We start from the raw sequence: 15430 nt of genomic DNA, 5'->3' as shown, positions 1-15430 counted from the left end.
CTTCCCCCGCTGCTCAAGACGCGCCAGACTGGTGCTTTTCAACCGTCACCGGAGAAACACCATGCGACAAATCGGCAATAGCGGACTGACTACCTCAGCACTCGGCCTCGGCTGCATGGGCATGTCCGAGTTTTATGGCGCCACCGACGAAGCGCAGTCGCTGGCCACCCTGGCAGCGGCATTCGATGCCGGCGTGACGCTGTTTGATACGGCCGATACCTATGGCTTTGGCCACAACGAACAATTGCTGGGCCGTTTTCTGCAAGGCAGGCGCTCGCGCGTGCTGGTGGCCACCAAGTGCGGGCTGGTACGTGAGCCGGGCGGCTATGCGCGCCGGGTCGACAATAGCGCCCTATATATTCGCCAGGCCTGCGAGGCGTCGTTGTGGCGGCTGGGCGTGGACGCGATCGATCTGTTTTACCTGCACCGTGTCAACCTCGATACGCCGCTGGAGGAATCGATGGGCGCGCTGTTGCAATTGCAGCAGCAGGGCAAGATCCGCGCGATCGGCCTGTGCGAAGTGGGCGCTGGCACCTTGCTGCGCGCCGCTGCGATCGCGCCGGTGGCCGCCGTGCAAAGCGAATATTCGCTGTGGACGCGCGAACCGGAGCAGGGCGTGCTGGCCGCCTGCCGCACCGTGGGCGCCAGCTTCATTGCCTACAGTCCGCTCGGGCGCGGTTTCCTGACGGGCGCCATCGAGGATGTCGGCGTGCTGGCCGAGGGTGACTTTCGCCGCTTCAACCCACGTTTTGCGGATAAGAACATGGCGCGCAACCAGGCCATGGTGGCGTTGCTGCGGCAAATGGCGCAAGCGAAACGGTGTACGCCGGCCCAGCTGGCGCTGGCCTGGCTGCTGGCGCAGGGCGACGATCTCATCGCGATACCCGGCACCAAGCGGATTGCTTATTTGCAAGACAACATGGGAGCGCTCGAGGTGCGGCTGGACGCAACTGAGCTGGCCGCCATGGCGCGCGCATTTCCACTCGGCGCGGCCTCTGGCGCACGTTATACCGAAGAGGGAATGAAGGGCGTGGACGCCTGATGCCTGCTCAGTGTTCGTTAGCGAACGTACACCAGCCTTTTCATAAGGAAAAATGCAGGACGATCTGCTAGCATCGATCAGGTCCCCATGTAGTCCGGGAAACCAGGCAAAGGTAACAGACCATTGTTAGATGATGATGCAATTTTTGATATTGAGCTGAAATTATTGTTGGAAGGGATATTGCTGAGGTACCAGCATGACTTCCGCGATTATTCGGTGGCCTCGTTGCGCCGGCGCATGCGCCAGGCGCTCGAACGGTTCGACTGCGCAACCTTGTCGCAGTTGCAGGACCGCATCCTGCGCGAGCCTGCGATGTTCCTGCAGATGCTGCAGTTCTTTACGGTGCAGGTCAGCGAGATGTTCCGCGACCCGGCGTATTTCCGCGCGCTGCGCGAAAAAGTCGTGCCGGTGCTGCATACCTATCCTTCGATCAAGATATGGGTCGCCGGTTGCAGCAGCGGCGAAGAGGTGTGGTCGCTGGCGATCTTGCTGGAAGAAGAGGGCTTGCTGGAACGCACCATGATTTATGCTACCGATATCAATGTCGATGCGCTGGCTGCCGCCGAAGCCGGCATTTATGCAGTCGACCGCGTCGCCCAGTTCAGTGACAATTACCGGCGTTCGGGCGGCAAGCGTTCCTTGTCCGACTATTACACGGCCGCTTACAAAGGCGCGATTTTCGACCGCCGGTTGCGCCGCCATTTCGTGTTTGCCGACCACAGCCTGGCGACCGACAGTGTGTTTTCCGAGGTGCATATGGTGTCTTGCCGCAATGTGATGATTTACTTTAACAAGGATCTGCAGGACCGCGCGCTGGGCCTGTTCCATGAGGCGCTGGTCAACCGCGGTTTCCTGGGGCTGGGCATGAAGGAAAGCCTGCATTTCAGCCGGCATGCGGGCAATTTCCGCGAACTGTGCCAGGCAGAAAAAATCTTCCAACGGGCCTGAAAGGTGTTGTGACCATGCTGCCGCACCGTGCACCGTTGACCAGCATTGTTGCGCCGCCGGAAGGCCTGCGCCTGATCGCCATTGGCGCCTCGGCCGGCGGCGTCGAAGCGCTGGGCTTGCTGCTGTGCGCCTTGCCGGCCACTTGCCGCGCCACCGTGGTGGTGGTGCTGCACCTGGCGCCAGGCCGGTCGAGCCGCTTGCCCCAGCTGTATGGCGCGCGTTGCCTGCTGCCGATCCGCGAAGCGCAAGACAAGGAACCCTTGCAGCCGGGCGTGGTGTATTTTGCCCCGCCCGACTACCATTTGCAGATCGAGTCGGAACGCAGTTTTTCGCTGTCGCTGGAAGCGCCCGTGTATTTTTCGCGCCCGTCGATCGATGTGCTGCTGGAAACGGCGGCCGTCGCCTACCGGCGCGAGATGCTGGCCATTATCCTGACCGGCGCCTCGGCCGATGGCGCCGAAGGGCTGGCAAAAGTGCGCCAGCTGGGCGGTTACGCCTGGGTGCAGGACCCGGCAACGGCCTCGTCGGCGATGATGCCGGCTGCGGCGCTCAGACGGGCGGGCGCCGACCGTCTGCTGGACGTGCGGCAACTGGCTGCCAGCCTGGCTTTGTTGGCAAACTGAGCTGCACGCTTGCACAGTCCGGCGGTGCGGATGGTGCAGTACGTGTAAGATACACATTATCGCGGTAACGTTAAGCTTTTGATATCCAAATTCCTGTTTTGTAACTTTTATTGACCCGCACGCCGCCGGCCGGCCGTCGCCATGCCTGAAGACTGATCCGTGACCGCACCTATCCATATCCTAGTCGTTGACGACATCGCACAAAACCTGGTGGCTCTGGAGGCCGTGCTGGCCCGGCCTGGCATCGTTATCCTGAAGGCCAGTTCAGGCGCCGAAGCACTGGAAATTCTGCTGACCCACGAGGTGGCGCTGGCGCTGCTCGATGTGCAAATGCCACAGATGGATGGCTTCGAACTGGCCGAACTGATACGCGGCAGCGCGCGCACGCGCGATATTCCCCTGATCTTCCTGACGGCCGCCACACGCGAACCGAGCTACAGTTTTCGCGGCTACGAGGCGGGCGCCGTCGACTTCCTGTTCAAGCCGATCGACGTCAAGGCGTTGCAAAGCAAGGTGCAGGTGCTGGTGCAGTTGTACCAGCAAAAGCGCGAGCTCTCCTCCCAGCTTACCGAACTGCGCCACGCGCTGCACCTGAACGAATTGTTTACGGCGGTGCTCGGCCACGACTTGCGCACGCCGCTGTCGGTGGTAATGAACGGCGCCATGCTGCTGCCGATGATGAGCGAGCATCCGAAGGTGATCATCACGGCGCAACGCATCGAAAGCAGTGCCAAGCGCATGGCGCGCATGGTCGACCAGCTGCTGGACCTGGCGCGCATCCGGTCTGGCACCATGGAGCTGCGTTGCGGCATGCACGACTACCTGGCGCTGGCGCAGGCCATCGTCGATGAGTTCGACATGCCGGGCCAGCCGGCGCGCATCACGCTGAGCCATATGGGCGAACTGCATGCCCAGTGCGATGCGGGGCTGTTGTCGCAAGTCATTTCCAACCTGCTGGCCAATGCGCTGACGCATGGCGAACCGGGCGCGCCGGTGCAACTGGTACTCAACGGGCGCGCCGCCGACCATATCGAGATCCGCGTGCTGAACCGGGGCGAGCTCGATCCTGCGCTGCTGCCTACCCTGTTCGAGCCGTTCCACCAGAGCGGTGAAAAGCGCAAGACGGGGCAGGGCCTGGGGCTGGGCCTGTACACGGTCGACATGTTCATCAAGGCGCATGGCGGCACGGTGCAGGTGAGTTCGTCGGCCACCCAGGGCACCATCTTCACGCTCAATTTGCCGCGCCAGTGCAATCTCGATGCGCCAGTGGCCATGCCATGAGCGATTCCATCGATAACGATCAGCCGCGCGGCGGCGGCATCACCGGCGAGCTGGTACGCAAGCTTGACTGGTCTGCCACCAGTCTGGGCGCCATTTCCGGCTGGCCAGCCAACCTGCGCACCAGTGTCGACATCGTGCTCAATTCGCCGATGGCGATGGTGCTGATGTGGGGCCCCGAGCACGTGATGATCTACAACGACGAATACATCAGGATCGCGGCCGGGCGCCACCCGGCGGCGCTGGGCAGTACCGTGGCCGAGGTCTGGCCCGAAATATGGGACTGGCATGCGCCCATCCTCGCCGCCGGCCTGCGTGGTGAAACCCAGGTAGTTCGTGAAAAGGCGTTGCCGCTGCTGCACGGCGGCATGCCCGTCGAGCAGTATTTCGACCTGTTCTACACGCCCGTGCACGGCGCGGGCGGCCAGGCTGACGGCGTGCTGTGCACGGCGCTGGAACTGACGGCGCGCGACGCCAACCGGCGCGTGGCCGAAGAGCGCGGCCTGTTGCGCGCCCTGTTCGAGCAGGCGCCCAGCTTCATGGCCGTGCTGCGCGGGCCGCAACATGTTTTCGAGCTGGCCAACGAACACTATCTGCGCCTGGTCGGGCGCAGTGAATTGCTGGGCAAGAGCGTCGAAGAGGCCTTGCCGGAAGTGCGCAAACAGGGCTTCATCGACCTGTTGGACGAGGTCTACCGTACCGGCGTGCCGTTCAAGGGGCGCCAGTTGATGGTCGAGCTGAACACCGCCGATGGCAAGCAAAGGCAGCGCCATGTCGATTTCGTCTACCAGCCGATCAAGGATGACGACGGCGTGGTTGGCGGCATCCTGGTCGAAGGCAGCGATGTCACGCAACGCATCGAAAGCGAAGAGCGCCTGAGCCTGGCGCAGCAGGCCGGCGGCATCGGTACATTCGAGTGGTTCCCCGAGAGCGGCAAGATGGATGTCTCGCCGACCTTCCGCCGCATCTGGGGCATTGCCGACGATGCATTCGTCACGCAGCAACTGCTGGTGGGCCTGATCGACCCGCGCGACCTGGACAAAGTCGGGTCCAGCCGCATGGAGCTGGCGCAAAACCCGCTTGAATACGTGGAATACCGCGTGCGCCGTCCGCTGGACGGCGAAGTGCGCTGGATCGCCCGTCAGGGCGAAGTGGTCGACGGCCCGGCGCCGGGGCAGCGCCGCTATGTCGGCGTGTCTTTTGATGTGACCGAGCGCCGCCTGATCGAAAATGAATTGCACGCCAGTCAGGAGCGCATGGCCGCCATCTTCGGCCAGGCCTCGGTCGGCTTGTCGGAGCTGGGCCTGGACGGCAGCTTCCAGCGCGTCAACGGTGCCTTGTGCACCATGCTGGGCCGCACCTCCGAACAGCTGCTGAGCATGAACATGAACGACATCATGCATCCTGACGATGTTCCGGGCAATACCTTGCTGTTCCGTCGCCTGGTGGAAACTGGCGAATCGTTCAGCCTGGAAAAACGCTATTTGAAGCCCGATGGCATGCAGGTGTGGGTGTCGAGCAATGTCAGCCGCCTGGTTGATGAGCATGGTCAAACGCGTGCCCTGATCGCCGTCAAGACCGATATCACGGAACGGCGGCGCATCGAAAAAGCGCTGCATGAATTGAACGAAACCCTGGAGCACCGGGTCGAACAGGAAGTCAGCGAGCGTACCAAGGCTGAAGACGCCTTGCGCCAGGCGCAGAAAATGGAAGCCGTGGGGCAATTAACAGGGGGTATCGCGCATGATTTCAACAATGTACTGCAAATTATCTCGGGCAACTTGCACCTGCTGCACCATTTGTCCGGCGATGACGGCGTAATGCGCCAGCGCCTGGACACGGCGATTGCCGCTGTCGAGCGCGGCGCCAAGCTGTCGTCGCATCTGCTGGCCTTTGCCCGCCGCCAGCCCTTGCAGCCGGTGGTGGCCGACCTGTCGCGCGTGGTGCGCAACATGGATGCGCTGTTGCGGCGCGCCCTGGGCGAAGCGATCGATATCGTGCTGGTGGGCGGCGCCGGCTTGTGGAATACCCTGGTCGACCGGAGCCAGATCGAGAACGTGATCCTGAACCTGGCCATCAACGCGCGCGACGCCATGGACGGCGCCGGCAAGCTGACCATCGAGATGGGCAATGTGGTGCTTGACGAGCAGTATGTGCACAACCTTGACATGGCGGCCGGCCAGTACGTGATGCTGTCGGTGACCGATACCGGCAAGGGCATGAGCGGGCCGGTGCTGCAGCGGGCCTTCGAGCCCTTCTTCACGACCAAGCCCGAAGGCGCCGGCACCGGCCTGGGCTTGTCGATGGCGTATGGTTTTGTGAAGCAAAGCCGTGGCCATATCCGCATCTACAGCGAGCCCGGGCATGGCACGGGCGTCAAGATCTACCTGCCGCGCACCCTGATGGCGGAAGCGGCGGACGAAGATGAACTGAGCGGCGTGGTCACGGGCGGCACCGAAACCGTGCTGGTGGTGGAAGACGACGTGGGCGTGCGTGCCACCGTGGTCGACATGCTGGGCAACCTGGGCTACAAGGTATTGAAAGCCGAGGACGGCGAAAGCGCGCTGGCTGTGCTGCAAAGCGGCGCGCAGATCGATTTGCTGTTTACCGACGTGATCATGCCCGGCCCCGTGCGCAGCACCGACATGGCGCGCATGGCGCGCGAGATGCAGCCCGATATCGCCGTGCTGTTCACCTCCGGCTATGCGCAGGATGTGATCGTGCACGAAGGACGGCTCGACGCGGGCGTGGAATTGCTGAGCAAACCGTACCGCCGCGAAGAACTGGCGCGCAAGCTGCGCCATGTGCTGGCCAACCGCCAGCAACAACTGCGCGCGCGGCAGTTCGACTGGTCCGCCACGCAGGCCGACAGCGCGGCGGCCGGCACGCCGGGGCTGGACCTGACAGGCCACGCACCGGCGCCACCGGCAGACGTGCCCACTTCGATGAAAATCCTGGTGGTGGAAGACAACCTCGATTCGCAGTTGATGGTGTGCGAACTGGTGGCCATGCTGGGCCATACTGTAAGCGGCGTGTCGGACGGTGAATCGGCGTGGGAACTGCTCAATGAGCAGGAATTCGATATCCTGTTTACCGACGTCAGCCTGCCTGGCATGTCCGGCATCGCACTGGCGCGCATGGTGCTGCGCGACAAGCCTGGCATGCGCATCATCTTTTCCACCGGTTACGGCAAGGAATCGATGGACGAATTGGGCTTTTCGGCCAGCGTGCTGCGCAAGCCCTACGACCTGCTGGAACTGCAGGCGGCGCTGGAACAATCGTAAGCCGGGCAATCTTGCCCGGTTTTAACTACCTGAAAGACGAGCATGACTCCTGAATTGACGATACTGGCCTGGACTCTGGTGCTGGCGCTGGTACAGATACTGCTGCCTTCGAGCCTGCGCAACCGTGAAACGGGCACGCAATACAATATGAGCGCGCGCGACGAACCCGGCCCACCCGTGGGCAAGGTCACCGCGCGCCTGAAACGGGCGCAAGCCAATCTGTTTGAAACCCTGCCGCTGTTTGCTGTTGCCGTGCTGATCGCCCATGTAGCTGGCATACACAACAACCTGACCCTGTACGGCGCAGCGCTGTACTTGGGCGCGCGTGTGCTGTATCTGCCCTTGTATGCGTTCGGGATTCCTGTCGTGCGCACCCTCGTATGGTGCGTCTCGGTTATTGGTATGCTGATGCTGTTCTGGGCCATTCTTTTTCCTTCCTGAAGTCCTACAAAGGCAGTGGTAGCCGTCCTATGGTGCGCTGCCGGTCACAACCGTAGAGTGAGCTGACGCTGGCGCACGGGCGCCGGCATTCACCTGACGGATACAAGATGGCCACCCTCGCCACTGCATTACCCCATAGCGCCGGCAAGACACCGGCAAACACCCCCGCCAAGAAAATCCAGCGCCTGCTGCGCTCCGTGTTCGGCGTCGAGCGCCTGCGCGTGGGCCAGCAGGAGGTGATCGACAGCGTGCTGGCCGGCCGCGATACCCTGGCCATCATGCCCACCGGCAGCGGCAAGTCGCTGTGCTACCAGATTCCCGCCTCCTTGCTGCCCGGCCCGACGGTCGTGATTTCTCCCCTGATCTCGCTGATGAAAGACCAGCAGGAAAAGCTGGTTGGCTTGGGAATTACCGCCGTGCAACTCAACAGCAGCCTGTCGCGCGCCGAAGAGCAGGAGGCCATCGCCACCATCACGGCCGGCGGCAAGGTGATCATTTTTTGTACGCCGGAACGCCTCGCCACCGCCGAATTCCTGACGCTGCTGGCTGCCACGCCACCGTCGTTGGTGGTGATTGACGAAGCCCATTGCATTTCGCAATGGGGCCATGATTTCAGGCCGGCTTACCTGGAAATCGCCGCTGCCCTGTGCGTGCTGGGGCGCCCGCCAGTGCTGGCGCTGACCGCCACGGCCACCAATGACGTCATCGACGATATCGGCGCCCAGCTGGGTGCGCGCCAGTTGCATGTGATCAATACCGGCATTTACCGTGACAACCTGCGCTACAGCGTGATCCAAGTCACCAATGCCGAGGAAAAACACGATCATGTGCTGCGTTTGCTGCGTGAAACGGCCGGCGTCGGCATCATCTACGCGGCCACGGTAAAAGCCGTCGAAGCGCTGGCCGCGACATTGCAGGAAGTCGGTGAAAGCGTGACCTGCTACCACGGCAAGCTGGCGGCGCACGAGCGCAAGGAGCACCAGGACCTGTTCATGCGTGGCGAGCGCCGCATCATGGTGGCCACCAATGCCTTTGGCATGGGTATCGACAAGCCCGATACGCGCTTCGTGATCCACTTGCAGGTGCCGGCCAACCTGGAAGCGTACTATCAGGAATCAGGGCGGGCCGGGCGCGACGGCTTGCCGGCAGACTGCACCTTGCTGTACTTCCAGGAAGACAAGCGCTTGCAGCAATTTTTTCTTGCCAGGCATTATCCAACCGCTACCGAACTGGCCGCCATCGTGCTCGAAGCGCAGGAATTGCCGGCCACATTTACTGTAGATGCACTGGCCAGTCGCCTGCCCGATTTTTCCGAAGGTCACCTGAAAGTGTGCTTGAAGCTACTCAAGGATGGCAAGTTGCTGCGCCAGGACCGCAAGCTTGGCTATTGCCTGAAAGCGGTGACGGCCAGGACACCGTCGTATGTGCAACTGCAACAGATCTATATTGAAAAACAGGAACGCGACAAGCAGGCACTGGAACAGATGGTAGCCTATGCGCAGAGCGGCTTTTGCCGGTGGAAGCTGCTGCTCGATTACTTTGGCGACGCGGGCGAATTCGAGCGCTGCTGCAACTGCGACAACTGCCTGTCGCCACCAGCCGTGGCGGTGCCGATCACCCTTGACAAGCCTTTGCAGTCAAGTACGCTGGCGACCATGGTGCAGGAAGGGCCAGAAGCGCCTGCAACGCCGCAGATCGCCGTCGGCAGCAAGGTGCGCGTGCCACGCTTTGATATCGGCACCGTGCTGTCGGTGGCGGGCGGCCAGGTCACCATCGCGTTTCCTGAAAATAGCACCAGGACATTCATGGCCGAGTTCGTTGCCCCTGCATAGTGTGCGTTGTCGGACAGAGCACAAAGGCTTGCAGCGCTAAAATGGTGACATTTGAGTAAAGAATGGAACTGGCATGAGTGACATGGTGGTAGTGCGCAAGGAAGGCCTGTATTGTGTGCCGGGCCAGTTTTATATCGACCCGTGGCGCCCGGTAGAGCGCGCCATCATCACGCATGCGCACGCCGACCATGCGCGCGTGGGCCATGGCCATTACCTGAGCGCTGAATCGGGCGTGAAGGTGCTGCAATCGCGGCTGGGTCCCGTCAATATCCAGGGCCTGGCATATGGCGAGCGCATCAATCAAAACGGCGTAACCGTTTCGCTGCACCCGGCCGGCCACGTGCTCGGGTCGGCCCAGGTGCGCATGGAGTGCGGCGGCGAAGTGTGGGTGGCCTCGGGCGACTACAAGCTGGAGTCCGACCCGACCTGCCTGCCGTTCGAGCCGGTGCGCTGCCACACCTTCATTACCGAATCCACGTTTGGCCTGCCGATCTACCGCTGGCAGCCGTCGCAGACCGTCTACGATGAGATCAACCAGTGGTGGCGCAAGAACGCGGCCGAAGGGCGTACCAGCGTGCTGTTCTGCTACGCTTTCGGCAAGGCCCAGCGCATCCTGGCCGGACTCGATCCTGAAATCGGCCCCATCATCTGCCATGGTGCGGCGCAGGCGTTGACCGAAGTCTACCGTGCCTCCGGCGTGGTATTGCCGCACACGGTGATGGTGGGTGACGTGGGCGACAAGGCGGCCTTGAAAACGGCCATCGTCATCGCCCCGCCGTCGGCCGCCGGTTCGTCGTGGATGAAGCGCTTCGGCGACTACAGCGATGCGTTTGCCAGCGGCTGGATGCTGCTGCGCGGCGCGCGCCGCCGGCGTGGCGTCGATCGCGGTTTTGTGCTGTCCGACCACGCCGACTGGCCCGGCCTGATGCGCGCCATCAAGGCCACCGAAGCGGAGCGCGTGATCGTCACGCACGGCTCGATTCCCATCATGGTGCGCTGGCTGCAGCAGAACGGCTGGCAGGCGGGCGGCTTCGAGACGGAATACGGCGATGACGAAGCGGCCGACGCGGCAAACGACGCCGTCAACGAGGCGGTGGCCAGCGCCGCAGGGGACGACACTGCGGGAGCGCCCCATGCGTGAATTCGCCCGCCTGTATGCCGAGCTCGACGAGACCACCTCGACCAGCCGCAAGCTGGCCGCGCTGCAAGCCTATTTCTCCAGCGCCGCACCCGAGAATGCGGCCTGGGCCGTGTATTTCCTGGCTGGCGGCAAGCCGCGCCAGGCCGTGCCCACCAAGTTGCTGCGTGAGTACGCGACCGAAGCGGCCGTGCTCGACACCTGGCTGTTCGACGAGGCCTATCAGGCCGTTGGCGACCTGGCCGAAACCATCGCCCTGATCCTGCCCGCGCCCGGGCACGTCAGCGATATCGGCCTGGCCGAATGGGTCGAACAGCGCATCGCGCCCTTGCGCGGCGCCGCGCCCGATACCATCCGCAGCGCCTTGCTGGGCTTTTGGGATGAACTGGAAACGCGTGAACGCTTTTTGCTGACCAAGCTGATCGGCGGGGGTTTCCGGGTCGGCGTGTCGAAACTGCTGGTGACGCGCGCGCTCTGCGCCATCGCCGCGGTCGACAGCAAGCTGATCGCGCAGCGGCTGATGGGCTGGACCGATGGCAAGGTCAGCCCCACCGCAGCGGGATTTTTAAAGCTGATCAGCGAAGAGAGCGACGGCGAACATGCACTGCGCGGCGGCCAGCCCTATCCGTTTTTCCTGGCTCACCCGCTACAGGCCGCGCCCGACACCCTGGGCGAGGTGGGCGATTGGCTGGTCGAATGGAAATATGACGGCATGCGCGCCCAGCTGCTGCGGCGCGACGGCACCACCTGGCTATGGTCGCGCGGCGAAGAACTGATTACCGAACGCTTTCCCGAACTGGCCCGCATCGCCTTGCCGGAAGGCTGCGTGATCGATGGCGAAATCTTGATCTGGCAGCCGGGCGATACGCCGTCGCCGTTTGCCGACCTGCAAAAGCGCATGGGCCGCAAGACGGTGTCGAACAAGCTGCTGGCCGAATTGCCGGCGGCGCTGGTCGCCTACGATGTGCTGGAACTCGACGGCGTCGATATCCGCCACCTGCCGCAGCACGAGCGGCGCGCGCTGCTGGTAGCGTTGATCGAAAAAATTGCCGACCCGGTGCTGCGCCTGTCGCCGCGCATCACGGCCGACAGCTGGGAAGAACTCGCCGCCATCCGCAAGGAGTCGCGCGCGCGCGGAGTGGAAGGCATGATGATCAAGGCGGTCTCGGCCGCGTATGGCGTCGGCCGCACCAAGGATGTGGGTACCTGGTGGAAATGGAAGGTCGATCCGTTTTCGGTCGACGCCGTGCTGATCTATGCCCAGGCCGGCCACGGCCGGCGCGCCTCGCTGTACACCGATTACACTTTTGCCGTGTGGGATGACGATGAAGACGGTCAGCGCAAGCTGGTGCCGTTCGCCAAGGCCTATTCGGGACTGACCGATGCCGAAATCGGCAAGGTCGACGCCGTGATCCGCAAGACCACGATAGAAAAATTCGGCCCCGTGCGCAGCGTGAAACCGACGCTGGTGTTCGAGATCGGTTTCGAGGGCATCGCGGCGTCCGGCCGCCACAAGGCCGGCATAGCGGTGCGCTTTCCGCGCATCCTGCGCCAGCGTGACGACAAGGCGATCGCCGACGCCGACACGCTCGATACGCTCAAAGCCTTGCTGACGGGTGCGCAGTGAAGGGGCGAGCGTGAGCAAAAGCGCGCTGGCGCAGCGCATCGACGACTGGTTTGCCGCCAAGGGCTGGACCGTGTTTCCATTCCAGCGCGCGGTCTGGCGCGCGGCCGCCAGCGGCCAGCCGGGCATGCTGCATGCCAGCACCGGTTCCGGCAAAACCTATGCCGTCTGGTTCGGCGCCTTGCTGCGCTCCGATCGGCTGGTGCGCAAAAGCCGCAAGCAGGGCTTGCGCGTGGTGTGGATCACGCCGATGCGCGCGCTGGCGGCCGATACCGTGCGCGCCTTGCAAGCCTCGGGCGAAGCACTGGCGCCCGGCTGGCGCATCGAGGCGCGCACCGGCGATACCAGTGCGGCCCAGCGCGCGCGGCAGTCAAAAGCCTGGCCCGACGTGCTGGTCACCACGCCCGAAAGCCTGTCCCTGATGCTGTCGCAGGCCAATGCCCACGAACGCTTCAATTTGCTGGAAACGGTGATCGTCGACGAATGGCACGAGCTGCTGGGCAGCAAGCGCGGGGTGCAGGTGCAGCTGGCGCTGGCGCGCCTGCGGCGCTGGAATCCGGCCTTGATTACCTGGGGTGTTTCGGCCACCCTGGGCAATTTGCAGCAGGCGCAGAACGTGCTGCTCGGTGAACACAACAGCGGCGTGCTGGTCGAAGGCAAGGTGCGCAAGCGCATCGTGGTCGACAGCCTGATACCGCTCAATCCAACGCGCTTTCCCTGGGGCGGCCATCTGGGCATCCAGATGCTGCAGCCCTTGATCGCGGAAATCGACGGCAGCGCCACCACCCTGGTATTCACCAATACCCGTTCTCAAGCGGAACTGTGGTACCAGCACCTGATCGATGCGCGGCCCGACTGGGCCGGCCTGATTGCCTTGCACCATGGTTCACTGGCGCGCGAGGTGCGCGAGTGGGTCGAGCAAAGCCTGAAAGCGGGCACGTTAAAGGCGGTGGTGTGCACCTCGAGCCTGGACCTGGGCGTGGACTTTTTGCCGGTCGAGCGGGTTTTGCAGATCGGCAGCGCGAAAGGCATCGCGCGCCTGGTGCAGCGCGCCGGGCGCAGCGGCCATGCGCCGGGGCGGGTGTCGCGCGTGACCCTGGTGCCGACCAACAGCCTGGAGTTGCTGGAAGCGGCCGGCGCGCGCCAGGCGCTGGCGCAAGGCCAGCTCGAAGCGCGCCCGGTGCCGGACAAGCCGCTCGATGTGCTGGTGCAGCACCTGGTGACGATCGCGCTCGGCGGCGGCTTCCAGTCGCAAGAACTGTACGAGGAAGTGTGCACGGCCTGGTCCTACCGGCAATTGACGCCGCAGGAATGGCAGTGGGCGCTCGATTTCGTGGCGCGCGGCGGGCAGAGCCTCACCGTGTATCCCGAGTACAAGCGCGTGTTGCCGGACGAGCAGGGTGTCTATCGCGTGCCGGACGCGGCGCTGGCGCGGCGCCACCGCATGAGCATCGGCACCATCGTCTCGGAATCGTCGATCCAAGTGAAATATATGAGTGGCGGCAAGATCGGCAGCATCGAGGAATCGTTTATTTCGCGCCTGAAGCAGGGCGACCATTTCCTGTTTGGCGGGCGCATCCTGGAATTCGTGCGGGTGCATGAAATGACGGCCTATGTGCGCCGCGCCACCGGCAACCGTGGCGCCGTGCCGCGCTGGCAGGGCGGCAAGATGCCGCTGTCGTCGGAGCTGGCGCATGCCGTGCTCGACCAGTTGCAGCAGGCACAGGATGGCGAGGCCACCGGGCCGGAAATGCGCGCGCTGGCGCCGTTGCTGGCGATCCAGCAGAAATGGTCCAGCCTGCCCACGCGCACCAGCCTGCTGGTGGAAACATTGTCCAGCCGCGAAGGCCATCATCTGTTCCTGTATCCGTTTGCTGGCCGCTCGGTGCACTTGGGGCTGGCGTCCCTGCTGGCGTACCGGATTGCGCGCGTGCAGCCGGCCACCCTGTCGATCGCCGTCAACGATTACGGTTTTGAATTGCTGGGCGCCGACGATATCGACTTTGCGCCGCTGTTTGCCTTTGAAACGGGCGGCGCCGTGCCGCTGTTCAGCCTCGATAAGCTGCTGGAGGACGTGCTGGCCAGCCTGAACGCGACGGAATTGTCGCAGCGCCGTTTTCGCGAAATCGCCCGCATCGCCGGCCTGGTGTTTCAGGGCTATCCGGGCCAGCCGAAAAGCACGCGCCAGTTGCAGGCCTCGTCGTCGCTGTTTTTTGAAGTGTTCCGCAAGCATGATGCCGGCAACCTGCTGCTGACCCAGGCGCAGCGCGAAGTGCTGGAGCAGGAACTGGAACTGACACGCTTGCGCGCCACCTTGCGCGAGCTGCATCAGCGCCATTTGAGCGTGCAAGCCCTGAAGCGCGCCTCGCCATTTGCCTTCGGCCTGATGGTCGAGCGTTTCCGCGAAAAGCTGACCACCGAAAAGCTGTCGGACCGGGTGGCGCGCCTGGTGCGCGAACTGGAGAAAGCGGCTGCATGACGCATAGCATAGTTGTACTGGCCGGCGAAACGCTGTGGCTGCTGGCCGGCAAAGCCATTTACTGGCCGTCGCGCAAGATGCTGCTGGTGGCCGACATCCATTTCGGCAAGGCCACCGCCTTTCGTTCACTGGGCGTACCGGTGCCGCACGGCACCACCAACGAGAATCTGCAGGCACTGGAGCAATTGATAGCGACTTTTGCCTGCGAGGAAATCGTGTTTCTCGGCGACTTTTTGCACGCCAGGGCAGCCCGTGCGCCGGCCACCCTGGCCGCCATGCAGGCCTGGCGCGCGCGCCATCCGGCCTTGCGCCTGACCCTGGTGCGCGGCAACCATGACCTGCATGCGGGCGATCCGCCGGCCAGCCTCGGTATTGCCATGGTTGACGAACCGCACCGGGTGGGGCCGTTTGCCCTGTGCCATCATCCGGACCTTGAGACGGACGCTTATGTGCTGGCCGGCCATGTCCACCCCGTGTTTCACTTGCGCGCCGCGCGCGAGACCTTGCGCCTGCCGTGTTTTTTGCTGGGGCCACGGCGTGCCATGTTGCCCTCGTTCGGCGCATTTACGGGCGGTCATGCGATCAAACCCCTGCCTGACGAGCTGGTGTATGTCACAGCGGACGCGGCCATTTTTCGCGTGCCGGGGCAGGGGCCGGATACGGTTGAGTGTCTGGTACCGTCGATCAAAAACCAATAGTAACCTGGCCACCGCAGGCCGGAAAGTTCCTACAGATCGTCTT

The 15430-nt window shown here is 63.4% G+C and carries 11 protein-coding genes; all 11 read left to right on the top strand.

Annotated features, from left to right (window positions below; all coding sequences use genetic code 11):
• Nucleotides 1-61: 61 nt before the first annotated feature.
• The 11 genes from ACQ4WM_RS05375 (at nt 62) to pdeM (ending at nt 15387) form a co-directional block, all read left to right on the top strand.
• Nucleotides 62-1042 carry an aldo/keto reductase gene (locus ACQ4WM_RS05375; RefSeq protein WP_436545648.1) on the top strand — a complete coding sequence of 327 codons (981 nt, stop codon included), beginning with the start codon at nt 62-64 and terminating at the stop codon, nt 1040-1042.
• A gap of 123 nt (nt 1043-1165) precedes the next feature.
• Nucleotides 1166-1990, top strand: a complete 825-nt coding sequence (locus tag ACQ4WM_RS05370; RefSeq protein WP_436545647.1) for a CheR family methyltransferase — start codon at nt 1166-1168, stop codon at nt 1988-1990.
• Between the two features lie 14 nt (nt 1991-2004).
• Nucleotides 2005-2613: a chemotaxis protein CheB gene (locus ACQ4WM_RS05365; RefSeq protein ID WP_436545646.1), complete on the top strand. Its 609-nt coding sequence runs from the start codon at nt 2005-2007 to the stop codon at nt 2611-2613.
• Nucleotides 2614-2772: 159 nt separating this feature from the next.
• Entirely contained in the window at nt 2773-3894 is a 1122-nt protein-coding gene (locus ACQ4WM_RS05360) for a hybrid sensor histidine kinase/response regulator (RefSeq protein WP_436545645.1), read from the top strand.
• On the top strand, nt 3891-7175 hold the full coding sequence (locus ACQ4WM_RS05355; RefSeq protein WP_436545644.1) for a PAS domain-containing protein: 3285 nt from the start codon (nt 3891-3893) through the stop codon (nt 7173-7175). Before ACQ4WM_RS05360 ends, ACQ4WM_RS05355 begins: the two co-directional genes overlap by 4 nt.
• A 42-nt stretch (nt 7176-7217) precedes the next feature.
• Complete coding sequence (locus tag ACQ4WM_RS05350) at nt 7218-7616, top strand: MAPEG family protein (RefSeq protein WP_436545643.1); 399 nt, start codon at nt 7218-7220, stop codon at nt 7614-7616.
• A gap of 107 nt (nt 7617-7723) precedes the next feature.
• Entirely contained in the window at nt 7724-9448 is a 1725-nt protein-coding gene (locus ACQ4WM_RS05345; RefSeq protein ID WP_436545642.1) for a RecQ family ATP-dependent DNA helicase, read from the top strand.
• Between the two features lie 73 nt (nt 9449-9521).
• Nucleotides 9522-10589 (top strand): ligase-associated DNA damage response exonuclease, encoded by a 1068-nt coding sequence (locus tag ACQ4WM_RS05340; protein ID WP_436545641.1) that lies wholly within the window; start codon nt 9522-9524, stop codon nt 10587-10589.
• Nucleotides 10582-12213 carry an ATP-dependent DNA ligase gene (locus ACQ4WM_RS05335; RefSeq protein ID WP_436545640.1) on the top strand — a complete coding sequence of 544 codons (1632 nt, stop codon included), beginning with the start codon at nt 10582-10584 and terminating at the stop codon, nt 12211-12213. The genes ACQ4WM_RS05340 and ACQ4WM_RS05335 overlap by 8 nt, the downstream gene beginning before the upstream one ends.
• 10 nt (nt 12214-12223) lie before the next feature.
• A complete protein-coding gene (locus ACQ4WM_RS05330) occupies nt 12224-14689 on the top strand; it encodes a ligase-associated DNA damage response DEXH box helicase (RefSeq protein WP_436545639.1) in 2466 nt (821 codons plus the stop codon).
• The gene (gene pdeM / locus ACQ4WM_RS05325) at nt 14686-15387 is read left to right on the top strand and encodes a ligase-associated DNA damage response endonuclease PdeM (RefSeq protein ID WP_436545638.1); all 702 of its coding nucleotides are present in this window, start codon (nt 14686-14688) and stop codon (nt 15385-15387) included. Before ACQ4WM_RS05330 ends, pdeM begins: the two co-directional genes overlap by 4 nt.
• Nucleotides 15388-15430: the final 43 nt, after the last annotated feature.

The sequence above is a fragment of the Janthinobacterium longum genome (assembly GCF_051380735.1).
In the GTDB taxonomy this organism is placed as follows: domain Bacteria; phylum Pseudomonadota; class Gammaproteobacteria; order Burkholderiales; family Burkholderiaceae_D; genus Janthinobacterium.
The sequence above is the reverse complement of the archived record's forward strand: the minus strand, read 5'-3'. Positions and strand labels throughout refer to the sequence as shown.